This is a genomic window from Pseudomonas sp. ITEM 17296, from assembly GCF_028895205.1.
GTDB classification, from domain to species: Bacteria; Pseudomonadota; Gammaproteobacteria; order Pseudomonadales; family Pseudomonadaceae; genus Aquipseudomonas; species Aquipseudomonas kermanshahensis.
This window is the reverse complement of the sequence record NZ_WJRS01000004.1, coordinates 173140-195927: the sequence shown is the minus strand read 5'-3', so window position 1 is coordinate 195927 and position 22788 is coordinate 173140. Positions and strand designations below refer to the sequence as shown.

At 61.1% G+C, this 22788-nt stretch carries 23 protein-coding genes; 13 read left to right on the top strand and 10 right to left on the bottom strand.

The genetic code is table 11. The features are described 5' to 3' along the window. Nucleotides 1–79: 79 nt before the first annotated feature. The 3 genes from GIB19_RS06910 to GIB19_RS06900 are packed head-to-tail and all read left to right on the top strand — an operon-like array spanning nucleotide 80 to nucleotide 1846. Nucleotides 80–709 carry an FMN-binding negative transcriptional regulator gene (locus tag GIB19_RS06910; RefSeq protein ID WP_099430822.1) on the top strand — a complete coding sequence of 210 codons (630 nt, stop codon included), beginning with the start codon at nucleotides 80–82 and terminating at the stop codon, nucleotides 707–709. Between the two features lie 11 nt (nucleotides 710–720). After that, complete coding sequence (locus GIB19_RS06905; RefSeq protein WP_099430823.1) at nucleotides 721–1167, top strand: GNAT family N-acetyltransferase; 447 nt, start codon at nucleotides 721–723, stop codon at nucleotides 1165–1167. 7 nt (nucleotides 1168–1174) lie between these two features. Beyond that, nucleotides 1175–1846 (top strand): GNAT family N-acetyltransferase, encoded by a 672-nt coding sequence (locus GIB19_RS06900; RefSeq protein ID WP_099430824.1) that lies wholly within the window; start codon nucleotides 1175–1177, stop codon nucleotides 1844–1846. Here the strand turns inward: GIB19_RS06900 and GIB19_RS06895 are convergent, their stop codons facing one another. Further along, nucleotides 1847–2746: a homocysteine S-methyltransferase family protein gene (locus tag GIB19_RS06895; protein ID WP_172960397.1), complete on the bottom strand. Its 900-nt coding sequence runs from the start codon at nucleotides 2744–2746 to the stop codon at nucleotides 1847–1849. A 105-nt stretch (nucleotides 2747–2851) separates the two neighbouring features. On the opposite strand from GIB19_RS06895, the gene GIB19_RS06890 reads away from it, so the two are divergent. Both GIB19_RS06890 and GIB19_RS06885 read left to right on the top strand, forming a co-directional pair. Beyond that, on the top strand, nucleotides 2852–3673 hold the full coding sequence (locus tag GIB19_RS06890) for an ABC transporter substrate-binding protein (protein ID WP_265969812.1): 822 nt from the start codon (nucleotides 2852–2854) through the stop codon (nucleotides 3671–3673). Continuing rightward, nucleotides 3670–4491 (top strand): amino acid ABC transporter permease, encoded by an 822-nt coding sequence (locus GIB19_RS06885; protein WP_027592108.1) that lies wholly within the window; start codon nucleotides 3670–3672, stop codon nucleotides 4489–4491. Before GIB19_RS06890 ends, GIB19_RS06885 begins: the two co-directional genes overlap by 4 nt. 9 nt (nucleotides 4492–4500) lie before the next feature. Here the strand turns inward: GIB19_RS06885 and GIB19_RS06880 are convergent, their stop codons facing one another. From GIB19_RS06880 to GIB19_RS06865, 4 genes are all read right to left on the bottom strand, one after another. Continuing rightward, nucleotides 4501–4779, bottom strand: coding sequence for a helix-turn-helix transcriptional regulator (locus GIB19_RS06880; RefSeq protein ID WP_027592107.1), 279 nt, complete (start codon nucleotides 4777–4779; stop codon nucleotides 4501–4503). Beyond that, a complete protein-coding gene (locus tag GIB19_RS06875; RefSeq protein ID WP_274884821.1) occupies nucleotides 4776–6101 on the bottom strand; it encodes a type II toxin-antitoxin system HipA family toxin in 1326 nt (441 codons plus the stop codon). The genes GIB19_RS06880 and GIB19_RS06875 overlap by 4 nt, the downstream gene beginning before the upstream one ends. A 181-nt stretch (nucleotides 6102–6282) precedes the next feature. Then, complete coding sequence (oadA, locus tag GIB19_RS06870; protein ID WP_027592105.1) at nucleotides 6283–8091, bottom strand: sodium-extruding oxaloacetate decarboxylase subunit alpha; 1809 nt, start codon at nucleotides 8089–8091, stop codon at nucleotides 6283–6285. Nucleotides 8092–8102: 11 nt separating this feature from the next. Next, complete coding sequence (locus GIB19_RS06865; protein ID WP_099430828.1) at nucleotides 8103–9518, bottom strand: acetyl-CoA carboxylase biotin carboxylase subunit; 1416 nt, start codon at nucleotides 9516–9518, stop codon at nucleotides 8103–8105. Between the two features lie 189 nt (nucleotides 9519–9707). On the opposite strand from GIB19_RS06865, the gene GIB19_RS06860 reads away from it, so the two are divergent. Then, nucleotides 9708–10670 (top strand): LysR family transcriptional regulator, encoded by a 963-nt coding sequence (locus GIB19_RS06860; RefSeq protein ID WP_027592103.1) that lies wholly within the window; start codon nucleotides 9708–9710, stop codon nucleotides 10668–10670. Here GIB19_RS06860 and GIB19_RS06855 read toward each other — a convergent pair. Beyond that, entirely contained in the window at nucleotides 10612–10830 is a 219-nt protein-coding gene (locus GIB19_RS06855; protein ID WP_081717438.1) for a PA3496 family putative envelope integrity protein, read from the bottom strand. The two genes, GIB19_RS06860 and GIB19_RS06855, sit on opposite strands and share 59 nt — an antisense overlap. A 243-nt stretch (nucleotides 10831–11073) precedes the next feature. Next, nucleotides 11074–11940 (bottom strand): transcriptional regulator HexR, encoded by an 867-nt coding sequence (hexR, locus tag GIB19_RS06850; protein WP_027592102.1) that lies wholly within the window; start codon nucleotides 11938–11940, stop codon nucleotides 11074–11076. Nucleotides 11941–12043: 103 nt separating this feature from the next. On the opposite strand from hexR, the gene zwf reads away from it, so the two are divergent. The 5 genes from zwf (at nucleotide 12044) to GIB19_RS06825 (ending at nucleotide 17684) form a co-directional block, all read left to right on the top strand. Continuing rightward, complete coding sequence (zwf, locus tag GIB19_RS06845; protein ID WP_027592101.1) at nucleotides 12044–13486, top strand: glucose-6-phosphate dehydrogenase; 1443 nt, start codon at nucleotides 12044–12046, stop codon at nucleotides 13484–13486. An 85-nt stretch (nucleotides 13487–13571) separates the two neighbouring features. Then, nucleotides 13572–13889 carry a hypothetical protein gene (locus tag GIB19_RS06840; protein ID WP_186679338.1) on the top strand — a complete coding sequence of 106 codons (318 nt, stop codon included), beginning with the start codon at nucleotides 13572–13574 and terminating at the stop codon, nucleotides 13887–13889. A gap of 122 nt (nucleotides 13890–14011) precedes the next feature. Continuing rightward, nucleotides 14012–16195 (top strand): DNA helicase II, encoded by a 2184-nt coding sequence (uvrD, locus tag GIB19_RS06835; RefSeq protein WP_099430829.1) that lies wholly within the window; start codon nucleotides 14012–14014, stop codon nucleotides 16193–16195. A 113-nt stretch (nucleotides 16196–16308) separates the two neighbouring features. Beyond that, complete coding sequence (locus GIB19_RS06830) at nucleotides 16309–17163, top strand: Tim44 domain-containing protein (RefSeq protein ID WP_027592098.1); 855 nt, start codon at nucleotides 16309–16311, stop codon at nucleotides 17161–17163. Between the two features lie 113 nt (nucleotides 17164–17276). After that, nucleotides 17277–17684 carry an SMI1/KNR4 family protein gene (locus GIB19_RS06825; protein ID WP_099430830.1) on the top strand — a complete coding sequence of 136 codons (408 nt, stop codon included), beginning with the start codon at nucleotides 17277–17279 and terminating at the stop codon, nucleotides 17682–17684. 156 nt (nucleotides 17685–17840) lie between these two features. On the opposite strand, the gene GIB19_RS06820 is transcribed toward GIB19_RS06825, so the two are convergent. Then, nucleotides 17841–19601 carry a cation:proton antiporter gene (locus GIB19_RS06820; RefSeq protein WP_099430831.1) on the bottom strand — a complete coding sequence of 587 codons (1761 nt, stop codon included), beginning with the start codon at nucleotides 19599–19601 and terminating at the stop codon, nucleotides 17841–17843. A 323-nt stretch (nucleotides 19602–19924) separates the two neighbouring features. On the opposite strand from GIB19_RS06820, the gene GIB19_RS06815 reads away from it, so the two are divergent. Continuing rightward, nucleotides 19925–20410 (top strand): acyl-CoA thioesterase, encoded by a 486-nt coding sequence (locus GIB19_RS06815; RefSeq protein ID WP_027592095.1) that lies wholly within the window; start codon nucleotides 19925–19927, stop codon nucleotides 20408–20410. Here the strand turns inward: GIB19_RS06815 and pdxY are convergent. Continuing rightward, complete coding sequence (gene pdxY, locus GIB19_RS06810; RefSeq protein WP_274884820.1) at nucleotides 20407–21279, bottom strand: pyridoxal kinase PdxY; 873 nt, start codon at nucleotides 21277–21279, stop codon at nucleotides 20407–20409. The two genes, GIB19_RS06815 and pdxY, sit on opposite strands and share 4 nt — an antisense overlap. A gap of 120 nt (nucleotides 21280–21399) precedes the next feature. Here pdxY and GIB19_RS06805 point away from each other — a divergent pair, with 120 nt between their 5' ends. Continuing rightward, on the top strand, nucleotides 21400–21789 hold the full coding sequence (locus GIB19_RS06805; protein ID WP_027592093.1) for a DUF3301 domain-containing protein: 390 nt from the start codon (nucleotides 21400–21402) through the stop codon (nucleotides 21787–21789). On the opposite strand, the gene GIB19_RS06800 is transcribed toward GIB19_RS06805, so the two are convergent. After that, a complete protein-coding gene (locus GIB19_RS06800; protein ID WP_099430832.1) occupies nucleotides 21790–22761 on the bottom strand; it encodes a CobW family GTP-binding protein in 972 nt (323 codons plus the stop codon). Between the last annotated feature and the right edge of the window lie 27 nt (nucleotides 22762–22788).

The following is a 22788-nucleotide window of genomic DNA, read 5'->3' as shown; positions in this document are numbered from 1 at the left end:
CTGTCAAATCAGCCATAAATGGATCTTACACAGAACCAATAGCCTGCCTAGGATGGAGCCATTCGACAAGGAACCCACCATGTACAACAGCAAGCCCCACCAGGAACACGACCTCGAGCGCCTGCACCAGCATATGGCCGATACTCGCCTTGCCGTGCTTATCAGCCACGGCGAACACGGGCTGCTGGCCACCCACCTGCCGGTGTTGATCGACCCCGAGCAAGGCGAGTTCGGCACGGTCTACGCGCACCTGGCGCGGGCCAACGCTCAGTGGAAAGACCTGGAGCAAGGCACTGAAGCGCTGCTGGTGTTCCCCGGCGCTGACGCATATGTCAGCCCCAGCTACTACCCCAGCAAGGCCGAGAACCCCAAGGTGGTACCGACCTGGAACTACCTGGCGGTGCACGCCTACGGCCCTGTTGAATTGATCCACGAAGCCGCGCCCCTGCTGCAAATCGTCAGCCGCCTGACCGACCGTCACGAGCAGGGCCGCAGTGAACCCTGGAAGGTCTCCGACGCCCCCAGCGACTACCTCAACGGCATGCTGCGCGCCATTGTCGGCATACGCCTGCCGATCGCCCGCCTGCAAGGCGCCCGCAAGCTCAGCCAAAACCGTTCGGCCGAGGACATCGCAGGCGTGCGTGAAGGCCTGAGCGGCAGTGCCGACTACCCTGACAACCAACTGGCGGCGCACATGCGCCAACTCTGAAGGAAAAGCCCATGCCCAGCGTCACTCTGCGCCCCGTCAGCGCCAACGACCATGCAGCCTGGCTTGCCCTGTGGCAGGCTTACTTGCGCTTCTATGAGACCGAATTGGCCGAAGCGGTCAGCGCCAACACCTGGCAGCGCCTGCTCGACCCCAACGAGCCCACCCACTCGGCCCTGGCCTGGGTCGATGGCAACGCCGTAGGAATGGTCAACTGGATCTATCATCGTTCCAACTGGAGCATCGAAAATTCGTGCTACCTGCAGGACCTTTATGTGGATAACACGCAGCGCGGCCTGGGCATCGGCCGCCAACTGATCGAGCATGTCTATGCCACTGCCAAGGCTGCCGGCTGCGCTAAGGTGCACTGGCTGACCCACGAGACCAACGCCACCGCCATCAGCCTGTACCAACAGGTCGCCGAGCGGCCGGGCTTCATTCAATTCCGCAAAGGGCTGTAGGCACGACATGACTGACGCACTGAACTGGAAACCCGCCACCGCGCCCACGGCAGGGCCCATCGAGGGCCGCTTCATCCGCCTGGAAAAACTCGACTCGGCGCGCCACGGCGACGACCTCTGGGACGTACTGCAAGGCCCGAATGCCGACCCGGTCCTGTGGGATTACCTGCCCTATGGCCCATTCCCGGAACGCAGCGCCTTCGACCGCTGGCTGCAGGGCCATGCCGCCAGCACCGACCCGTTGTTCTATACCGTCATCGACCGCCCCACCGGCCAGGCTCAGGGCATTCTCAGCCTGATGTCGATCGTGCCCGACCATGGCCGCATTGAGATCGGCCACATCGCCTTCGGCGCCGCCATGCAGCGCACGCCCAAGGGCACCGAAGCGGTGTACCTGTTGGGCAAGCGGGCGTTCGAGCTGGGCAACCGCAGGCTTGAGTGGAAGTGCAACAACGCCAATGCCCGCTCCAAGCGCGCGGCAGAACGGTTTGGCTTTGTCTACGAAGGGGTTTTCCGCAAGCACCTGGTGGTCAAAGACCACAACCGCGACACCGCGTGGTACTCGATTACCGATGATGAATGGCCACAGGTGGCGGCAGGGTTCGAGCGCTGGTTGAGTGCCGACAACCAGCGCCCTGAGGGGCAAGCCAGGACGCTGGAAGCCTGCCGCAACGGGTGATCAGGCCAGGTTGGCCTTGAGCGCCGAAATGTGCTCCGGGCCAATCCCACAGCAACCGCCGAGCAGGCTCGCGCCGCGTTGCCGCCAGTTGCTGGCCCAGCTCAGGTAGCCCGGTGGGTCAAGGTCTTCACGCAGCTCATCGAGGCCATCGTTGGCGGTGGCGTCCTTGGGCTGTGGCGGGAAGGCATTGGCGTAGGCGCCGATGGCGATGTCCACGCCCAGGCGCTCGAAGGTCTCGCGCGCCACGTCCAGCGCCGCGCCAATCACCTCAGGCTGGCTGCAGTTGAACAACAGCGTACTGACACCCAGCCCGGCAATCGCTTCGGCCGCGTCGGCGACCGTTTGTCCGGAACGCAGCCGCGGCACGTCGATGTCACCTTCGTCCTGCAGCGTGAACGATACCCAGAACGGCCTGCCGTCCTGTGGCAATTGCGCGCCGATGGCCCGAACTTCTTCGATCGAGCTCTGGGTTTCTGCCAGCCACAGGTCCACGTAGGGCGACAGGCCGGCCAGCAGGGGGGTCAGCACTTCGGCGACGCGCTCGGGCTGATACAGGTCCGGGCGATAAGAGCCGAACAACGGCGGCAGCGAACCGGCAACGCGTACCGGCGCGGCAGCCGCATCGGCTGCCGCACGGGCCAATTGCCCCGCCGTTGCAGCCAATGTGCGCCCTTCCTGGGCGAACCGCTCTTCACCAATATGGAAGGGCACTACCGCATAGCTGTTGCTGGTGATGACCTGAGCCCCGGCCTCGATATACGCCGCATGCACCGCCAGCACCGCCTCAGGTGCTTCGCTCAAGGCCAGCGCTGACCACTCGGGCTGCCGAAACGGCGCACCACGACGCTGCAGCTCTCGCCCCATACCGCCATCCAGAATTACCAGCGATCGTTCGCCCATATGACTATCACTTATATGTTTATGAATAAAATTCATTAGTGTGCAACTTGTTATAACTATTAAATACCCAGCACCGATTGTCCAACAACTTTTTCAGGTACTTCCATGCGCTTGCTTACCTTGCTCGGCACCGGCCTCATCGCCCTGTGTGCCACCACTCAAGCCTTCGCAGGCGCCACGTTGGAGCGAGTGGAATCGCGCAAGGAAATGGTCAACGTGCTGATGGAAAGCTATCCGCCGTTCTCGTTCCTGAACGCGCAGAACCAGCTCGATGGTTTTGACGTGGATGTGGCCAAGGCCGTCGCCGAAAAACTGGGCGTCAAGCTGCGCCTGGAAACGCCGTCCTGGGATGTGATTGCCGCGGGCCGCTGGAGTGGCCGCTACGACCTTTGCATCTGCTCCATGACGCCAAGCAAGGCGCGCGCCGAGGTGTTTGATTTCCCGGTCGAGTACTACGCCTCGCCCGCCGTGATCGTGGTCAACGCCAAGGACGATCGCATTCATTCGGCCAAGGACCTGGATGGCCGCAAGGTCGGCTTGACCAGCGCATCCAGCTACGAGAGCTACCTGAACAAGAACCTGGTCATCGAAGGCAACGAAGACAAAAAAATCGATTACCCCTTCGAAATGGTGCAAATCGCCCCCTACGACACCGACAACGTCGCCTTCCAGGACCTGGGCCTGGGTGCCGGCGTGCGCTTGGACGCGATCCTGACCAACCTGGTCACCGCCCAGCCCCGCCTCGACCAGGACAAACGCTTCAAACTGGCCGGCGCGCCGCTTTATGAAGAACCCAACTCGGTGGCCATCGAAAAAGGCGACCCGGAGTGGGATGCCAAGCTGCGCCAAGTTTTCGCCGAGCTCAAGGCCGACGGTACCTTGGCCAAGCTGTCCCAGAAATGGATCGGCGCCGATATCAGTAAATGAGTGCTCATCAACCTGCCCCTCGCCCGACTGCCAAAGCCTCGGGCGCTGGACTGTTCGGATTCCGCACACGCCTATACCTGACCTGGGTTGGGCTGTTTGTGCTGTTTGCCGCGTTTTTCCTGAGCTTTGACCTCAAGTTTTCGATCATTGTCGAGAAATTCCCGTATCTGGCGGGGTTCAAGCTGGGGCCGAACGGCTTCTTGCAGGGCGCGGCGCTGACCCTGTTCCTGTGCGTGTGCTCCATCGTCGTTTCCGTGGCACTGGGCTTCGCTGCAGCGCTGGCACGCCTGTCGAGCAGCGCAGTGCTGCTGGGCATCGCCAGCTTCTACACGTCGTTTTTCCGTGGCACACCGCTGCTGATCCAGATCCTGCTGATCTACCTGGGCTTGCCGCAGCTCGGTGTGGTGCCTGGGGCTATCAGTGCCGGCATCATCGCCCTGTCGCTGAACTATGGCGCCTACCTCAGCGAAATCTTCCGAGCCGGCATTCTTGGCGTGGCCCCCGGGCAACGCCAGGCGGCGATGGCGCTAGGCCTCGGCCCTGCGCAGATCTTCTGGCACGTCACCCTGCCCCAGGCCATGCGCACCATCATCCCGCCAAGCGCCAACCAGTTCATTTCGATGCTCAAGGACTCGTCGCTGATTTCGGTGATGGGCGTGTGGGAAGTGATGTTCCTGGCCCAGTCCTATGGCCGTTCCAGCTACCGCTACCTGGAGATGCTGACGACCGCAGCGGTGATCTACTGGGTGCTGTCGATTTTGCTGGAACTGGTGCAGGCCAAGCTGGAGCGGCATTTTGGCAAGGGCTATCAGCACTGAAAGCCGGCGTCAGATGACCTGACGCTGGCGTCTGACCACGCCTACCTGAAGACCAAACGGGCGTAGTACGGCATTCATTGATTTGAGAGTAGGGTTGCCCTCGCCCCCCTCGATCTGGATAAGGGTGCGCAACGATACCTTGCACATGCGAGCAAACTGGGACTGTTGAAGGCCTGCCACTGTCACGCGCAAATGACGTACCGCCGTACCCATGTCCCACGTACCGTCGGCGATCCATTGCTGAACATCATCAATGACTTTGGCCCGTTGCTCGGGTGTCAGTGTCATAGCAGGCCCCACCCTCTAAAACGCTGCTCGAGTTGTCTTAGCGCAACAGCAGGATGATTCATCACCACCTCCGGCAAGCCAGAGTCGCGGAGCAGATCCGGAAGTGCCAACAGCAGAGCAGCATCCTGACGCAATTGTTCGAACGCCTGCTCAGGACTGATCAATGGCGACAGGCTCTCACACGCCCTGCGCCAGTCGACCTCTCCAGCACGCTCAATATCGGATGACCATTTGGTCGTGCGGGTGACACCTTCGGCATCCAACACCATGGGCGCCAAATCGTAGATCGGCGCCAACCGCAACCTGTCATCATCGCGAATGACGGCCATGTTGCGCCCATGATTGTCCGAGTTGCCCAGTATCTTGTTGATCAGGTCTCGGCGCAGGTACTCGGCAATCAGGTCATTTACCTGCTGCTCTTGACCGGCCTCTTTCCAGAGCCGTACCAAGCCCATCAGCACGTCCCGGTGGTCCAGCCGGCTACCGGGCAGGGTGATGCCGGCCAACGAATAGATAGACTCCACGGCAAGTCGCTCTACGCCATGTTCAGCCACTTTGCGGTCGAACCTGCGCATCCAGAGGCTGGGTTTCTCACCCTCTTCCAAGGCCATTTCGTCGGTGGCCACCGTCTCGATACCCAGCGTGTGCAATGCCCGGTAATACAGGTACTCGGCCCTGAGTATTTCCTGATCATTTTTAAGGGCTTGGTTGCGAGCGAATTTGATGAACCAATGTCGTCTGGCCTGTGCATCCTCAAGGGCAGCATCTGGGTACAGCAGACCGTCTTGGCCTTCTGTCATCAACAGTTTGGGCGCCTCTCCCCCCGCGCCGGTCGCTCCGCCTATTGCCGCGCCCTGCTCATACGCGTACTCGAGAAATTGCTGGTCACGACTGACTACATCCTGCCTGCTGAACCCCATCGGCTCACGCGTGTCGAGGTGCGCCATCGACTCCTTGACCCGCAGGTTACCTATTGGAGCTGGTGTGCTTCTGGCTAGCAGGAACATGTCGTCACTCAGGCCCTCCGGTTTCTCTCGCCCCATATGCGCCAGCAGAAATCGCTTCGCAGCCCCCGAAGGCGCGATGTCATGGATGAATGCAGGGGCTTCGGAGAGCGAAAAACTATCGAAATCCACAGGCAAGCGAGCACTTACCGCTTTCGCGAACTGGCTCTGGTAAGCATCAAGGTTGGCCCTGATGTAGGACGATTCATAGGCAATTGAGCAAGGGCCGACGAAGCCCTGTTCCGGCTGAGCGAAAGAGAGCGTCATCGCATCTTGCCAAGCGCAATCAGCGTAGATTTGTAGCGTTATCGAGTACATGACCAAGGCCGACAGGCAGCAACACCTGCAATATAGTGCATATTTGACGGCCAGAAACCCATTATTTATGCATTAAAATGCATATTTTCGACGACTACCGTCCAAAATATGCAATTTAATGCATAAAAAAGGGGAGCATCCGCTCCCCAGAGGTAAACCGCTTTTTAGATAAAGGTTTCTATCAACCTTCGATCTCGATCAGGATCTCGCCCGGGGTCACGCGGTCGCCCTTGGCCACGTGGATGGCCACGACTTTGCCGGCGATCGCAGCCTGCACTTCGGTCTCCATCTTCATGGCTTCGGTGATCAGCACCGCCTGGCCGGCCTTGACCATGTCGCCTTCCTTGACCAGTACATCGACGATGTTGCCAGGCATGGTGGTGCTGACATGGCCGGGGTCGGTGGCCTGCTTGCGCTTGCTGCCGCCGCCGCCGACGAACTCGTTGAGCGGCTCGAACACCACTTCTTCCGGCATGCCGTCGATCGACAGGTAGAAGTGACGCTTGCCCTCTGCCTTGACGCCCACACCGGTGATGTCCACACGGTAGGTTTCGCCGTGCACGTCGATGACGAACTCGGTCGGCACGCCTTCGCCGCCAGGTGCGGCAATGGCGCCGGCTTCCGGGATCGGCAACAGGGCTTCTGGGGTCAGGGTGCCGGCTTCACGCTCTTCGAGGAACTTGCGGCCGATGTCCGGGAACATGGCGAAGGTCAGCACGTCTTCTTCGCAACGCGCCAGGGCGCCGATGTCGTTACGCAGCTTGGTCATTTCTGGCTTGAGCAGGTCGGCCGGGCGCACGTCGATCACTTCTTCGCTGCCAATGGCCTGGCGGCGCAGTTGCTCGTTGACCACGCCCGGGGCCTTGCCGTAACCGCCTTGCAGGTACAGCTTCACCTCGTTGGTGATGGTCTTGTAGCGCTCGCCGGCCAGCACGTTGAAGAACGCCTGGGTACCGACAATCTGCGAAGTCGGGGTCACCAGCGGAGGGAAGCCGAGGTCTTCACGCACCCGCGGGATTTCCGCCAGCACTTCGTTCATGCGGTTGAGGGCGCCCTGCTCCTTGAGCTGGTTGGCCAAGTTGGAAATCATGCCGCCCGGCACCTGGTTGACCTGCACGCGGGTGTCCACCGCGGTGAACTCGCTTTCGAACTGGTGGTACTTCTTGCGCACGGCGTAGAAGTACAGGCCGATTTCCTGCAGCAGCTCCAGGTCCAGGCCTGTGTCGAACTCGCTGCCCTTGAGCGCCGCGACCATCGACTCGGTGCCTGGGTGGCTGGTGCCCCAGGCGAAGCTGGAGATTGCGGTGTCGATGTGGTCGGCACCGTTTTCCACAGCCTTGAGCTGGCACATGGCAGCCAGGCCAGCGGTGTCGTGGGAGTGGATGAACACCGGCAGCGACTGCTCGGCCTTCAGTGCCTTGACCAGCTCGCCCGTGGCAAACGGGGTCAGCAGGCCGGCCATGTCCTTGATCGCCACCGAGTCGCAACCCATGGCTTCCATCTGCTTGGCCTGGTTCACGAAGGCTTCGATGGTGTGCACCGGGCTGGTGGTGTAGGCGATGGTGCCCTGGGCGTGCTTGCCGGCGGCCTTGACCGCTTCGATGGCCACGCGCAGGTTACGCACATCGTTCATGGCGTCGAAGATGCGAAACACATCGATGCCGTTGACGGCGGCCTTGGCGACAAAGGCTTTGACCACGTCATCGCTGTAGTGGCGGTAGCCCAGCAGGTTCTGGCCGCGCAGCAGCATTTGCAGGCGGGTGTTGGGCAGCGCGGCGCGCAGCTTGCGCAGGCGCTCCCACGGGTCTTCCTTGAGGAAGCGCACACAGGCGTCGAAAGTGGCACCGCCCCAGACTTCCAGCGACCAGTAGCCGACTTTATCGAGCTTTTCGCAGATCGGCAGCATGTCTTCGGTACGCATGCGGGTGGCCAGCAGGGACTGGTGGGCGTCGCGCAGGATCGTGTCGGTTACGTGGATTTTCTTGGACATTATTAGGTTCCTCACAGGCCTGCGTGGGCGGCGATGGCGGCGGCGATGGCCAGGGCCAGCTCTTCGGGTTTGCGCTTGATCGAGTAGTTGGTCAGTTCAGGGTGGCTTTCGACGAAGCTGGTGTTGAACTGGCCGCTACGGAATTCCGGGTTGCGCAGGATTTCCTGGTAATACGCCGCAGTGGTTTTCACCCCTTGCACGCGCATGTCGTCCAGGGCCCGCAGGCCGCGGTCCATGGCTTCTTCCCAGGTCAATGCCCAGACCACCAGTTTCAGGCACATGGAGTCGTAGAACGGCGGAATGGTGTAGCCGGTGTAGATGGCCGTGTCGGTGCGCACGCCTGGGCCGCCGGGTGCGTAGTAACGAGTGATCTTGCCAAAGCTGGGCAGGAAGTTGTTTTTCGGGTCTTCGGCGTTGATCCGGAACTGCAGCGCGTAGCCGCGGTGCTGGATGTCTTCCTGCTTGACCGACAGCGGCAGGCCCGACGCGATGCGGATCTGCTCACGCACGACGTCGATGCCGGTGATTTCCTCGGTGATGGTGTGCTCCACCTGCACCCGGGTGTTCATTTCCATGAAGTACACCTCGCCATCGGCGAGCAAGAACTCCACGGTACCGGCGTTTTCGTAATTCACAGCCTTGGCTGCACGCACCGCCAGGTCGCCGATGTAGGCGCGCTGCTCGGGGGTGAGCTGTGGGCTTGGGGCGATCTCGATGAGCTTCTGGTTGCGGCGCTGGATGGAGCAGTCGCGCTCGAACAGGTGCACCACGTTGCCGAAGCTGTCACCGAGAATCTGCGCCTCGATGTGCTTGGGGTTGACGATGCACTTTTCCAGGAACACTTCCGCCGAACCGAAGGCCTTGGTAGCCTCGGAAATCACCCGGGGGAAGTTCTGCTCCAGCTCTTCACGGCTGTTGCAACGGCGAATACCGCGGCCGCCACCGCCGGAGGTGGCCTTGAGCATCACCGGATAACCGATGCGGTCACCTTCGCTCAGGGCTTCATGGATATCGGCAACGTTGCCTTCGGTGCCCGGTGTGACCGGGACGCCGGCCTTGATCATGGTGCGGCGCGCTTCGGTCTTGTCGCCCATGCGGCGAATGACTTCGGCAGCCGGGCCGATGAACTTGATCCCGCGCTCGGCGCAGATCTCTGCCAGTTCAGCGTTTTCCGACAAGAAACCGTAACCCGGGTGCAGGGCATCACAACCGGTTTCGACAGCGAGGTTCACCAGCTTGCGCGGGTTCAGGTAACCGGCCAGCGGCTCGGCACCGATGCTGTGGGCCTCGTCAGCGCGCTTCACGTGCAGCGCATGACGGTCGGCGTCGGAATAGATCGCTACCGAGCGAATGCCCATCTCGGCGCAGGCACGCACGATCCGAACTGCGATTTCACCTCGGTTGGCGATCAGGATTTTTTTTATCACTGGAGTCTTCCCAAAGCCGTAGGAACAGTCGAGCCGGTTCTACCGGTCGGCGCGTGACCAGACGTTGCTGGCCAGTCGCACATTCACCCTAGCGCTGTAGGTCGATAAACAAAAATCAATATTTGTTAGGGGCAGTATTAGCAAAAGCTTATAGTGCCGTAACAAGGTTTTGCCGGAGCCTGGAGAAAAATGCGTAAGTCCTTGATGCGTATGACTTTACGTCAGTTACAGATCTTCAACGAAGTGTGCGATTTGCGCTCGTACAGCCGCGCGGCCGAGGAGATGGCGCTCACACAACCCGCCGTTAGTCTACAGATCCGCCAGCTTGAAGAACTGATCGGCCAGCCCCTATTCGAGTACGTCGGCAAGAAGCTCTACCTGACTGAAGCGGCCGAAGCGTTGCAGCGCGCCAGCCGCGACATCTTCGGCAGGCTAGAGAGCCTCGACATGCAACTGTCTGACATGCAGGGCTCACTGCAAGGGCAGCTGAAGCTGGCGATCGAGTCCAGTGCCAAGTACTTCGTGCCACACCTGTTCGCCGCCTTCAAGCAACGACACCCGGAGGTCAACCTGACGCTCACGGTGGTCAACCGCGCCCAGGCGATCCGGCGCCTTTCGGACAACCGTGACGACCTGATCATCATGTCCATGGTGCCGCAGGACATGGGCCTGGAGTTTCTGCCGTTCTTGAACAACCCGATCGTCGCCGTGGCCCCGCCGGACCATCCGCTGTGCAAGCTCGAGCACCTGCGCCTGCAAGACCTTGAGCCTCATACCCTGCTGGTCCGCGAACAAGGCTCGGGCACCCGCAAGGCGTGCGAGGAGTACTTCAAGGACAAGCGTGTGCACTTCACCCAGACCCTCGAAGTGGCCTCGGCCGATGCCCAGCGCGAGTGTGTGATTGCAGGCTTGGGCATCGCCCTGCTGACCCGCCATGCGTTGAACATGGAGCTGGCAACGGGGGTGCTGAAAGAATTACCGGTGGAGGAACTGCCGCTGTACCGAAGCTGGTGCGTGGTACAGGCCAAGGCCAAGCGGCAGTCACCGGTGGCCCTGGCATTTTTAGCGTTCATCCGCAGCGAACGCGTGCTTATCAGCGCAATTGTGGAGCGTTTTTCGGGGAAGTCGCTGCCGACGCCTGCCACACCGTGAGCGCTTGTAGCTCAGGGTAGTCGGCCAAGTCACGAAGCAATTGACGCTGGTCGCAGTAGCTTTCGATCGCGCGGCGATACTCCATGCGGCGCTGATCCTTTTCCTGCTGCTTGCGAGCCTTGGCGTTGGGTTGGTACGTACCGTCGAAGTCACGAGCCATTGCCTGTCTCCCAGTTAGGATGCGGGAGTTTCAGACTGGCGCTGGCGGTTTACGGTTTTGCGGTGGGGAGGTTACAAAACCATGAATTTTCGCGGGCTTCATCGCTGGGCCTTGCGCCCGCTGTAGGAGCAGCCTTGTGCTGCGAAGAGGCCATTGATAGCAGCGAAGATTCATGGCGTTTACACCGGCCTCTTCGCAGCGCAAGGCTGCTCCTACAAAGGGCCGTGCAGATGATCGCGAGGGTCAGTCGTCGGTAGCCTTGATCGACTTGGGCGACAACCGCAGGCTGCGCAAACTGCGCTTCACGCTCTTGAGGTGGTTGACCAGGCTCGGCCCACGCGCCATGGCAACGCCCATGGCCAGCACATCGATCACCACCAGGTGCGCAATGCGGGAGGTCAGCGGGGTGTAGATCTCGGTGTCTTCATGCACGTCGATCGCCAAGTTAACGGTGGAAAGCTCCGCCAACGGGGTTGCGCTCGGGCACAGGGTGATCAGGTTGGCGCCACTTTCACGCACCAGGTTGGCGGTGATCAGCAGGTCTTTGGAACGGCCCGACTGGGAAATGCACACTGCTACATCGCCTGGCTTCAAGGTGACCGCCGACATGGCCTGCATGTGCGGGTCGGAATAGGCGGCGGCACTGAGCAGCAGGCGGAAGAATTTGTGCTGGGCATCGGCAGCCACCGCGCCGGACGCGCCAAAACCGTAGAACTCCACACGCTGCGCCTGCGCCATCGCGCTCACGGCCTGCTGCAGCGCCTGCGGGTCGAGGTGCTCGCGCACTTCCATCAGCGTGTGCAAGGTAGTGTCGAAGATCTTCAGGCTGTAATCGGCGACCGAATCATCTTCATGGATCGCGAACTGGCCAAAACTGGCCCCGGCGGCCAGGCTCTGCGCCAGCTTCAACTTGAGGTCCTGGAAACCTGAACAACCTATCGCCCGGCAGAAACGCACGATGGTCGGTTCACTGATACCCACGTTGTGCGCCAAATCGGCCATCGAGCTGTGCATGACGGCAGCCGGGTCTAGCAGCACGTGGTCGGCCACTTTCAGTTCCGATTTGCGCAGCAGGTGGCGCGATTGGGCGATATGTTGCAACAGATTCACGGGCTGGACTCGGTTATGATCGGCTGGCCGGGATGTAGCTTTCTTGTAGTTATACTACATGGGCGCCAACCCGCCCAGTTAAACGAACGTGGAGAGTGGTGGTTTGACTATTCCTTGCGACATTCTGGTCTTCGGTGGTACCGGCGATCTGGCCCTGCACAAACTGCTTCCAGCGCTCTATCACCTGTTTCGCGAGGCTCGCCTGAACAACGCCGTGCGGATCATCGCCCTGGCGCGGCGCAACCTGCCACGTAACGACTACCTGAAACTCGCCGAGCGCCATTGCCGGGCGCAGATTGCCCGTAATGACTTCGACGAGGAGGTCTGGCAGCGGTTCTCCGCCCGGCTCGACTACTTCGCCATGGACGCTGCGCAAAGCGCCGACTTCGGCCGCCTGGCACGCTACCTCGGCGAGCCCGGCGGGCTGACGCGGATCTTCTACCTGGCCACCGCCCCCAACCTGTTCGTGCCCATCGCCAACCACCTGCGCATCGCCGGCCTGGCCGACCCCGAGGCCCGTATCGTGCTGGAAAAACCGATCGGCCATTCACACGCGTCCGCCACGGCCATCAATGAAGCGATTGGCGCGGTGTTCGAGGAAGCCCAGGTGTTCCGCATCGACCACTACCTGGGCAAGGAGACCGTGCAGAACCTGATGGCCCTGCGTTTCGCCAACGCCCTGCTGGAGCCGGTCTGGCGCAACAGCCAGGTCGACCATGTGCAGATCAGCGTCTGTGAAACCCTGGGTGTAGAGAACCGCGGCGGCTACTACGACCGCGCCGGCGCAACCCGCGACATGCTGCAAAACCACCTGCTGCAGTTGCTGTGCCTGGTGGCCATGGAGCCGCCGGCGCAGTTCGAGGCCGAGGCGGTGCGGGACGAGAAAGTGAAGATTCTACGTGCCCTGAAGCCGATCACCGGCCAGGACGTACAGGACACCACCGTACGCGGCCAATATGGCGCCGGGCGCATCGGCGGGCAGGAAGTGCCGGCGTACTACTTCGAAAAAGACGTGGACAACGACAGCGACACCGAGACCTTCGTTGCCGTGCAGGCCCACATCGACAACTGGCGCTGGGCCGGCGTGCCCTTTTACCTGCGCACCGGCAAACGCATGGCGCGGCGCTCGTCGCAGATCGTCATCCAGTTCAAGCCAGTGCCCCACGAGCTGTTCAACGGCGGCCAGGTCAACCAGCTGCTGATCCAGCTGCAGCCTGAAGAACGTATCAGCTTGCGCATGATGACCAAGAGCCCTGGCAAGGGCATGCGCCTGGAGCCGGTCGACCTGGACCTGAACCTGGCTCAGGTATTTGGCCAGACGCGCCGCTGGGACGCCTATGAACGCCTGTTGCTGGACATTTTGGAGGGTGATTCGACGCTGTTCATGCGCCGCGATGAGGTCGAAGCGGCCTGGGCCTGGATCGACCCGATCATCAAGGGCTGGGAGGAGCACTTCCAGGCCCCACGCCCCTACGCAGCAGGCAGTAACGGGCCTGAGCAGGCCAACAGCCTGCTGGCGCACCAGGGCAGGCATTGGCACAGCTGAACTGTTTCTGGCTGCGATGATGTTCGTGGGTGCATGACCCTGTGCTCACGCGGCACGTCGTCGCGCAACTTCGGAGAACAGAAACATGACCCTCGACACCAAAGGCTGGGTAGCCCAAATGGACAACATGCCTGGCGCTACCGCATTTCGCGTATCCGGCAGCGTCATGGTTGGCCACCCCGGTATCCACCCGACCCTGAGCCTGCGCAAGATGCAAGACAAGTCCTTCGCGCTGGCACTTGAATTGACGCTCGAAACCGACCAAGGCATTTATCCACAGGTGGTCACGCAAAAGCCGGTGAGCTTCAACATGCCAGGCGACCACAGCAACATCCCCAAGGTAGACATCTTTCACGATGGCGCCCTGATCACCAGCATCAGCGAGATCATGGTGACCTACTGAGCACCCGGCCTGCCTTTAAGGCAGGCCCTTGCTCGGGCGCTCGGATGAACGGTGGGCCTGCAGGGTGAACATTTATACAGTAGACGTTTGCCCCATCCCTTGCCTCGCCCTAGAATGGCCCGATGCGCACAGATGACCTCTCCCTCCTGCTGAACTCCCTCAATGACGCCCAACGCCAGGCCGTAGCCGCCTCGCTCGGGCGTCAACTGGTGCTTGCCGGCGCCGGTTCCGGTAAAACCCGCGTGCTGGTGCACCGCATCGCCTGGCTGATCCAGGTCGAGCAGGCCTCGCCGCACTCGATCTTGTCGGTGACCTTCACCAACAAGGCCGCGGCAGAAATGCGCCAGCGGATCGAGCAGTTGCTGGGGATAAACCCGGCGGGCATGTGGGTCGGCACCTTCCACGGCCTGGCCCATCGCCTGCTGCGCGCGCACTGGCAGGAAGCCCGGCTGGTGCAGAACTTCCAGATTCTCGACAGCGATGACCAGCAGCGCCTGGTCAAGCGGGTGATGCGCGAGCTTGGCCTCGATGAGCAGAAGTGGCCAGCACGCCAGGCGCAGTGGTTCATCAACGGGCAGAAAGACGAAGGCCTGCGCCCCCAGCATATCCAGCCCGGCGGTGACCTGTTCCTGTCGACCATGCGCGACGTCTACACCGCCTACGAACAGGCCTGTGAGCGCGCCGGGGTCATCGACTTCTCCGAGCTGCTGCTACGTGCCCTGGACCTGTGGCGCGATCACCCTGGCCTGCTGGAGCATTACCAGCGGCGCTTCCGCCATGTGCTGGTGGACGAGTTCCAAGACACCAACGCCGTGCAGTACGCCTGGTTGCGCCTGCTCGCGCGCGGTGGCGACAGCCTGATGGCGGTGGGTGACGACGACCAGTCGATCTACGGCTGGCGCGGTGCCAAGATCGAAAACATTCACCAGTACACAGCCGACTTCCCCGACGCCGAGATGATCCGCCTGGAGCAGAACTACCGCTCCACCGGCGGCATCCTCAAGGCAGCCAACGCCTTGATCGCCAACAACAGCGGGCGCCTGGGCAAAGAGCTGTGGACCGACATGGGCGAAGGCGAACCGCTGACCCTGTACGCGGCCTACAACGAACACGATGAAGCGCGCTACGTGGTGGAAACCATCGAGAGCCTGATCAAGCAAGGCAATGCGCGCAACGAAATCGCCATTCTGTACCGCTCCAACGCCCAGTCGCGCGTGCTGGAAGAAGCCCTGCTGCGCGAACGCATTCCGTACCGCATCTACGGCGGCCAGCGCTTCTTCGAACGTGCCGAAATCAAGAACGCCATGGCCTACCTGCGTCTGCTCGAAGGCCGTGGCAATGATGCAGCGCTGGAGCGGGTCATCAACGTGCCACCGCGCGGTATCGGCGAAAAAACCGTCGAAGCCATCCGCGACCACGCCCGCCACAGCCAGCTGTCGATGTGGGAGGCGATGTGCCAATTGATCGCCGCCAAAGCCCTCAAGGGCCGCGCCGCCAGCGCCCTGGGGGCGTTCATCGAGTTGATCGAGGGCTTGGCCGCCAAGGTTGTGGACATGCCACTACATACCATGACCCAGGTCACCATCGAACAGTCCGGCCTGATCCTCTATCACCAGGAAGAAAAGGGTGAAAAGGGCCAGGCACGGGTAGAAAACCTTGAGGAACTGGTCAGCGCTGCGCGCAACTTCGAGTCCAGCGACGAAGACGCCGACCTCTCGCCGCTCTCCGCCTTCCTTGGCCACGCGTCGCTCGAAGCGGGCGATACCCAGGCCGACGAGCATGAAGACAGCATTCAGCTGATGACCTTGCACAGCGCCAAAGGCCTGGAATTCCCCTACGTGTTCCTGGTGGGCATGGAAGAAGGCCTGTTCCCGCACAAGATGAGCCTGGAAGAGCCTGGCCGCCTTGAAGAGGAACGTCGCCTGGCCTACGTGGGCATTACCCGCGCCATGCGCCAGCTGGTCATGACCTACGCCGAGACACGTCGCCTGTATGGCAGCGAGACCTACAACAAGGTGTCGCGTTTCGTACGCGAGATTCCGGCAGGCCTGGTCCAGGAAGTGCGCCTGTCCAACAGCGTCAGCCGCCCGTTCGGCGGGGCGAAGGCCACCACCAGCAACCTGTTCGCCAATGCCAACATTCCGCAGACCGCCTTCAATCTCGGGCAGCGGGTGCAGCATGCGGTGTTCGGCGAAGGGGTTATCCTCAACTTCGAAGGCTCTGGCGCCCAAGCACGTGTGCAGGTGAATTTTGCCGAAGGCAGCAAGTGGCTGATGCTGGGGTACGCCAAGCTCGAGGCGGTGTAGGCACCGCCTTGTAACATTCAGGCAAAAGCTCGAAACATTATGTCGCTGGTCATGTGCCCGGGAACCTGTGCACCATGACGCGCGTGCAATCCACAACAGGGGATATCCCACTTATGCAACGTTTTCTTAGCATCGCTCTGGCGCTCTGCGTCGGCTTGACGCTGAGCCTGGACGCCAACGCCAAGCGGTTCGGCGGCGGCAAGAGCTCGGGCTCCGCGCCTATTCACCAGACCCGTCAGGCCACGCCAACCACGCCTGCCGCCGCGCCGACCGCGCCAGGCCGTGCACCGGCTGCCGCCAGCGGTGCTTCGCGCTGGCTGGGCCCACTGGCCGGCCTCGCCGCCGGTGGCCTGTTGGCCTCCATGTTCATGGGTGACGGCTTCCAGGGCATGCAGATCATGGACTTCCTGATCATGGGCCTGATCGCCTTCCTGGTGTTCCGCTTCATTGCCGCGCGTCGCCGCCAGCAGCAGCCGCAAATGGCCGCACCGGGCCATGCGCCGTTCCAGCGTGAAGCCCACGCACAGCCTGCCCAGCCGTCGGTCTTCGGTGGTTCGGCCGCACCTGCCGCTGCAGCCGCTCCGGTGATCAACGCACCGGCCTGGTTCAACGAGCAGAGCTTCCTGGCTGCCGCGCAAAGCCACTTCCAGTCGCTGCAGCAGCACTGGGATGCCAACGAGATGGACAAGATCGCCGAGTTCGTCACGCCGCAGATGCTCGAGTTCCTCAAGCGCGAACGTGCCGAGTTGGGTGATGGCTTCCAGGCCACCTACATCGACAACCTCGAAGTGCAGCTGGACGGTGTAGACGACCGCGCCGACCGTACCGACGCCACCCTGACCTTCCGTGGCGTGTCGAAGACCTCGCGCTTCGACCAGGGCGAAGTGTTCAGCGAAAGCTGGCACATGGTTCGCGCCCAGGGCGAGAACCAGCCTTGGCTGGTCGCCGGTATCCGTCAAAACGGCTAACCGACAGGCGCACTACAAAAACCCCGGGCCTTGTCCCGGGGTTTTTGCTTTTGCCACAGTGGGCTACTAGGGTATAACGCGCAGCGTTGTCATCAGGTAAGAGGAAGTGAACCGTGGAAGAAGTGATCGAACAACTCCGTGAAGCCAATGAACCGGTACCGGTACCTTTGGAGCTTCCCGATGAAGATCAGCTGGTAGAAATCGAAGAGCAGCTGTTCATCAACATTCCCTTCGTGTTCAAGGAGTTCCTGCTGACCGTCAGTGATGTGGTCTACGGCTCGCTGGAACCAGTGACCGTCACTGACCCGCAATCGCACACATACCTCCCTGAAATTGCAGCCAATGCCTGGGATGTGGGCGTTCCGCGTGAACTGATCCCGATCTGCCAGGACGGTGAAAACTACTACTGCGTGGAAGAGGACGGCACCGTAGTGCTGTGGTCCGGTGAAGAAGAAATCGTCACCGAGGAAAGCTGGGAGTCGGTCTGGCACTGGGCGCGAGACGTCTGGCTGGAAAGCTGATTATTCCTACAAAAGCATCAGAAATATCGCCAGGAAAAACAATGGCTCATAGCCATTAATGCGATTAAAATCGCCAGGCTTTCTGCGCCTGGCGACATCGCTACCGCTCCATCCCCTCGGACGACGGTGAAATCTTGCGCAGGGAGCATTACCTCCTCAGTGCGAATTCTCGCGGCTGTTCTCCAGCGTCTCCAGCAAGGCAATCTGCATGCGCGTGTGCACGCGGATAAACCAACGCCACAGCAAAGCCACCACCACTGCCGCCACCACCGCAATGACCAATAGCAGTTCACTGGTAGGCAGGATGCTCGCCGACAGCGCCGACAACAGCAGGAAGATCACCAGCAGCGACAGCAGCGGGATCACCTCGGCAATCACACGCCGCACACGCTGGGTGTGACGCCCCGCCATTTCAGGCTTAACGCCCATTTCCGCCAGTAGCATCGACAGCGCCTTGAGCTTGCGATAGGCCGCAATCAGGAACGGCAGCGACAGCAGCAATGCCGCCCCCCAGATCATCGCCTTTTGCTGGCTGACATCGGTGAACCACTCACTGAGCCAGTTGCCAATGCGCCCAGCGAAGTAACCACCGCTGAAGAAGATGGCAATCACCAGCGCCAGGTTAACGCCAACCTGCAACAGGATGCGGCGGATCATGGCTGCCAACATGGCACCCTCACCTTGCGGCTGAATGTTGCGCAACCATTCGCCATACAGCGACAGCACACGCGCCAGACGGCTCGGCACCACCTTACCCAGCTTCAATGACAGGGGGTCGGCCGCACGGATCAGATAAGGCGTCAGCAGTGTGGTAATGGCCGAAACAGCAACCGCCACCGGATAAAGGAAATCGCTGGTGACCTGCAGGGTCATGCCCAGCGCGGCGATGATGAACGAGAACTCGCCGATCTGCGAAAGCCCCATGCCGACACGCAACGAAGTGCGGCCATCATTGCCCGCGATAAACGCCCCCATGCCACAGGACAGCATCTTGCCAAGTACTACCGCCAAGGTGATGACCACGATCGGCCAGGCGTAGTCGATCAGTACCTGAGGGTCGATCATCAGGCCGATGGCGACAAAGAAAATGGCGCTGAACAGATCACGTACCGGCTCGATCAATTGCTCGATCTTCAGCAGCTGGCGCGACTCGGCCATGATCGCGCCAATCAGGAAGGCGCCCAGGACCATGCTGTATTCCAGCTTCACCACCAGCAGGCAGAACCCGAAACACAGGCCCAACACGGTAATCAGCAACATCTCGTTGCTTTCGAATTTCGCCACATAGGCCAACAGCCGTGGCACCAGCAAGATGCCGATGACCAGCGCGACAATCATGAACAGCGACAGCTTGCCGACCGTGGAAAACACCTCGCCAGAGCTGACCGTGCCGCTGACGGCGATGCCCGAGAGCAAGGCGATGATGCCGATACCGAGGATATCCTCGACGATCAGCACGCCGAATATCAGTTGAGCGAAGCGCTCGTTCTTCATCTTCAGGTCGTTGAGCGCCTTGACGATGATGGTGGTCGAGGAGATCGCCAGGATTGCGCCGAGGAACAACGAATCCATGGTGTTCCAACCGAACCAGCGACCGATCTCGAACCCGATCCAGATCATCAGCACGATTTCCAGGAACGCCGCGATAAACGCTGTGGCGCCGACCTTGAACAGCTTGCGCAGGCTGAACTCGAGCCCCAAGCAGAACATCAGGAAGATCACCCCGAGCTCGGCGAGGGTCTTGATGGTGTCTTCATCGTGGATCAGGCCAAACGGCGGTGTGTGTGGGCCGATGATGAAGCCGGCGACGATATAGCCCAACACGACGGGTTGCTTGAGGCGGTGGAAGAGAATCGTGACCACCCCGGCAACCAGCATGATCACTGCCAGGTCCTGGATGAAGCTGATGGCATGCATGGCGCGATACTCCTTTTATCGAATGCCCGGGCAGACCGCTCCTCTGCCAAGGCAAACCGAGCGAGCAGCAAGTACATACTGTATTGAATGCAGGAAAGCCCATGTTGCATGGGCGTACTCAGGTTAACATCGCACCCCGCCGCATAACGCCGGTGCAATATGTAGAAACAGATCGGCAGGTAAACCGCCGCCGATGGCGTGATCAGCGTGACCATGGCGCATCAGCCAACGTCCCGTACCAGGCAGGCAAACTCAAAGAGGGGAAACAGAACGTGTCAGCAGATACCCGCCCCGATTCAGCGCAACCTCACCGTGAGCACACTATGGAACCTGGAAACGCCCAGCTGAGCATGACCGTCCTGATGACCCCGGACATGGCCAACTTCTCCGGCAACGTGCATGGCGGCACCTTGCTCAAATACCTGGACGAAGTCGCCTATGCCTGTGCAAGCCGCTACGCCGGCAGCTACGTGGTGACCCTGTCGGTCGACCAGGTGATCTTCCGTGAACCCGTGCACGTGGGTGAACTGGTGACGTTCCTCGCATCGGTCAACTACACCGGCAACACCTCGATGGAGGTGGGCATCAAGGTGGTGACCGAAAACATCCGGGAACGCTCGGTGCGCCACTCCAACAGCTGCTTCTTCACCATGGTGGCGGTCGATGACAACCGCCGCCCGGTAGCGGTGCCGCCGCGCCAACCGCACAGCAGCGAGGAGAAGCGCCGGTTCCTGCAGGGCCAACAACGCCGGCAAATCCGCCAGGAGCTGGAAAAACGCTACCAGGACCTCAAGACCGACGCCGTTTAAAGCGCCAGGCGCTGCGCCTCGAAGCGCACGCGCGGGTGGGCGATACGATCCTGGGCCCGCACCAGCTGCAGTTCGTAGCTGGCACAGGCTTGGGTTTCGAGCAGCACTTCATGCACTGCCGAGGCCGTGAACTCGAATGCCTGCAGCCACGTGTCGCCAAGCAGCACACGGGCCAGGAACAGGCCGGACGTCAGGTCGCCCACGCCCACCGGCTGACGCGGGAAAGCCAGCAGCGGGCGGCGCAGGTGCCAGCTGTCTTCGGCGGTCACCAACAGCATCTCGAACTGGTCCTCGGCGCGCCCGGGATACGCCAGGTGCTTCACCAGCACTACTTTCGGCCCACGCGCGAGCAGGCTGCGCGCCATCTGCACGCAATCTTCCAGCGACTGCGCACGGCGGCCACAAAAACTGTCCAGCTCCAGCTGATTAGGGCAAAGGATGTCGGCCCGGGCGGCCGCTTCTTCAAGCAGAAACTCGCTCACTTCCTGCGGCACGATGCAGTCTTTCTCGGGGTGGCCCATGACCGGGTCGCACAGGTACAGCGCTTTGGGGTTCACGCCCTTGATGCGCTCGACCCCCGCCAGGATCGCCCGCCCCTGTTCGGCACTGCCCAGGTAGCCAGAAAGCACCGCATCGCAGTGGCCCAGCTCGCCGATGTTGGAAATGCCTTCCACCAACGCAGGAATTTGCGCTGGAGCAAGCACGTCGCCTGCCCACTGGCCATACTGAGTATGATTGGAAAACTGCACGGTATTGAGCGGCCAGACATTGACCCCAATACGCTGCATGGGAAACACCGCGGCGCTGTTGCCGGCGTGGCCGAACACCACATGTGACTGGATGGCGAGCAGGTGCGGGGTACGTTTCATGCGGGAGATTTCCAAAGCTGTTTCAAGGATTGTGCGCAGCGCAGTATGAACTCGATTGCCACCTGTACGACAGGCCAGGGACGCAGTTAAGCTGGTTCGACCTGTTTGGAGCATACGCAAATGTTGACCCTGGAGAATCTCTTCGTCCTGATGCTGGTCGCCACGGCAGGCGCTTGGTTGTGGCACAACCATGGGTTGCGCGAGAAAGCCTTGGAGCGGGTCAAGCAGCATTGCGCCAAGCTCGACCTCGAACTGCTCGACGATGCCGTTGCGCTCAAGCGTATCGCCTTTGTCCGTGACGCCAACGGCAAAAAGCGCCTGGCGCGCATCTATGCCTTCGAGTTCACCGTGACGGGTGAGCAGCGTCACCCCGGCACCGTCACCCAGTTCGGCGCCCACAGCGTGCAGATCGAACTGGCGCCCTACCCGTTCGAAATCAAGACGCCACCGCGCACTGACAATGTGATCGAGATGCAGCAGTGGCGCCAAGAGCACAACCGCTGGCGCTGATCAACGCATAAGGCATTCCTTCAAGCCGGCCACCAGGGCCGGCTGCGGTTGAGCGTGATCAAAAATCAGCTCGATGCGCGTATCCCTGCGCCAGTCGCTCGGCTGCCAGTCCGGCAGCACCCCATCCAGCCCATTGAAAGACTGCCAGCCTTGCCCTGTGTGGATAACTCCCTTGGCACGGCGCCACGGCCAGGCGTGCAAAAACGCTAATACGCGTTGTGGATAAAATTGCTGGCTGGGATGCCAGCGCCAGCCAATACTCCAACCTCCTTCCCCTTGCTGCGCACTGCAGATTGGCTCATTGGGCTTATTCCATAGGGTTGCAGGCGTATTTCCCAGATTGTCGACAATCCTGTTATCCACATCTGGCGGCGAAATAGCCCCTGTGGATGAAATCGGAAGCCGCGAAATGGGCAGCATCCCCTGGCTTGTCCAAAGCATATCTTTTTGTGGAAATTTCTTAGTTATCAACAACCTATGATATTCATCCACAGCCTCGGATTTGTTGAAAACCACTGTCTTGCAGGCCTCGAAAGCGTGCAGTTGAGCCTCTGGAAGCGGCTCGTCGCGGAGCATTTTCTGAGCATCCACAACCATGAGAAGTGGCTGGATTGTCAGCACTCCAACCCAAGGTGCTTGCTGAAGTTGAGCGAGCAACTGCAACGGATGGCCTAGGCCGGAGGGCTCGATGAACAATCGATCAGGTCGGGCCTTGCGCAGCAGCCGGCCCAAACCCACCTGGAACGGCATGCCATTGACGCAGCACAGGCAGCCCCCAGCGACTTCACCGATGGCGATGCCGTCCTCGTCGCGGCTTAGCAAGGCGGCATCGAGCCCCACCAGGCCGAACTCATTGATCAACACGGCCCAACGCTCACCGGCGGGGCGTTGGGCCAGCAAATGACGGATGAGCGTGGTCTTGCCGGCGCCCAGTGGGCCGGCAATCACGTGGGTAGGGATGTTCTGCAACATGGCATGGCTTCAGGCTGGAGGTTCGCC

What these genes read in the sequence shown, in the direction of transcription:
- GIB19_RS06880 (WP_027592107.1), bottom strand. Translation starts at nt 4,779, where the DNA reads ATGACACTGACACCCGAGCAACGGGCCAAAGTCATTGATGATGTTCAG.
- GIB19_RS06905 (WP_099430823.1), top strand. Translation starts at nt 721, where the DNA reads ATGCCCAGCGTCACTCTGCGCCCCGTCAGCGCCAACGACCATGCAGCC.
- pdxY (WP_274884820.1), bottom strand. Translation starts at nt 21,279, where the DNA reads ATGAAACGTACCCCGCACCTGCTCGCCATCCAGTCACATGTGGTGTTC.
- GIB19_RS06820 (WP_099430831.1), bottom strand. Translation starts at nt 19,601, where the DNA reads ATGCATGCCATCAGCTTCATCCAGGACCTGGCAGTGATCATGCTGGTT.
- GIB19_RS06890 (WP_265969812.1), top strand. Translation starts at nt 2,852, where the DNA reads ATGCGCTTGCTTACCTTGCTCGGCACCGGCCTCATCGCCCTGTGTGCC.
- GIB19_RS06860 (WP_027592103.1), top strand. Translation starts at nt 9,708, where the DNA reads ATGCGTAAGTCCTTGATGCGTATGACTTTACGTCAGTTACAGATCTTC.
- uvrD (WP_099430829.1), top strand. Translation starts at nt 14,012, where the DNA reads ATGCGCACAGATGACCTCTCCCTCCTGCTGAACTCCCTCAATGACGCC.
- GIB19_RS06900 (WP_099430824.1), top strand. Translation starts at nt 1,175, where the DNA reads ATGACTGACGCACTGAACTGGAAACCCGCCACCGCGCCCACGGCAGGG.
- GIB19_RS06830 (WP_027592098.1), top strand. Translation starts at nt 16,309, where the DNA reads ATGCAACGTTTTCTTAGCATCGCTCTGGCGCTCTGCGTCGGCTTGACG.
- GIB19_RS06815 (WP_027592095.1), top strand. Translation starts at nt 19,925, where the DNA reads ATGGAACCTGGAAACGCCCAGCTGAGCATGACCGTCCTGATGACCCCG.
- oadA (WP_027592105.1), bottom strand. Translation starts at nt 8,091, where the DNA reads ATGTCCAAGAAAATCCACGTAACCGACACGATCCTGCGCGACGCCCAC.
- GIB19_RS06855 (WP_081717438.1), bottom strand. Translation starts at nt 10,830, where the DNA reads ATGGCTCGTGACTTCGACGGTACGTACCAACCCAACGCCAAGGCTCGC.
- GIB19_RS06840 (WP_186679338.1), top strand. Translation starts at nt 13,572, where the DNA reads ATGACCCTCGACACCAAAGGCTGGGTAGCCCAAATGGACAACATGCCT.
- GIB19_RS06895 (WP_172960397.1), bottom strand. Translation starts at nt 2,746, where the DNA reads ATGGGCGAACGATCGCTGGTAATTCTGGATGGCGGTATGGGGCGAGAG.
- GIB19_RS06885 (WP_027592108.1), top strand. Translation starts at nt 3,670, where the DNA reads ATGAGTGCTCATCAACCTGCCCCTCGCCCGACTGCCAAAGCCTCGGGC.
- GIB19_RS06910 (WP_099430822.1), top strand. Translation starts at nt 80, where the DNA reads ATGTACAACAGCAAGCCCCACCAGGAACACGACCTCGAGCGCCTGCAC.
- GIB19_RS06875 (WP_274884821.1), bottom strand. Translation starts at nt 6,101, where the DNA reads ATGTACTCGATAACGCTACAAATCTACGCTGATTGCGCTTGGCAAGAT.
- GIB19_RS06805 (WP_027592093.1), top strand. Translation starts at nt 21,400, where the DNA reads ATGTTGACCCTGGAGAATCTCTTCGTCCTGATGCTGGTCGCCACGGCA.
- GIB19_RS06800 (WP_099430832.1), bottom strand. Translation starts at nt 22,761, where the DNA reads ATGTTGCAGAACATCCCTACCCACGTGATTGCCGGCCCACTGGGCGCC.